Genomic DNA, 564 nt, shown 5'->3' on the forward strand with positions numbered 1-564 from the left:
CAGAAGCGTTTGGCACGCATTTCAATTGCCAATTTATCCATGGGTTCATGCGGTGTTTTTGCTCGTGAGATGCGTCCATTTGGTTCTCTGATACATCCTTTAATTCGAGGACGACCACGTTTTGCATGTTTTTTTCTTTTAGCCATATTTTTTCAATCAGAATGGGACGCTATCGTTAAGAGCTGTTCTATAATCTTGAGCACCTGAAGCGATAGCATAATTTTGAGAAGTAATAGGTGAAGGGGTAGGGGATGCTGATTGATCTTTCTTTGCATCAAGCAAATACAACTCGCCTTTGAATTGTGGTAAGACAATCTCTGTTGTGTAACGGTCATGCCCATTTTTATCTTGCCATTTGCGTGTCTGTAATTTTCCTTCTATGTAAACCTTTGAACCTTTGTTTAGATATTGAAGTGCAATTTTTGCTAAATGCGGATTAAAAATCACCACGGAATGCCATTCTGTTTTCTCTACTTTTTGATTGGTTTTTTTATCTGTATAGCTCTCAGAAGTCGCTATACTAAAATTGACTATTTCTGCTCCAGAATTCATTGTTTTGCTTTC

At 37.8% G+C, this 564-nt stretch carries 1 protein-coding gene; it reads right to left on the bottom strand.

Annotated features, from left to right (window positions below; all coding sequences use genetic code 11):
* Window positions 1–156: 156 nt before the first annotated feature.
* Window positions 157–564, bottom strand: a 408-nt coding sequence (gene ssb / locus ACFIKJ_RS09695) for a single-stranded DNA-binding protein (protein WP_375670576.1), incomplete at its 5' end; no start/stop codon positions are given.

The sequence above is a fragment of the Bartonella sp. PS7NMGDW genome (assembly GCF_042193585.1).
GTDB classification, from domain to species: Bacteria; Pseudomonadota; Alphaproteobacteria; order Rhizobiales; family Rhizobiaceae; genus Bartonella; species Bartonella grahamii.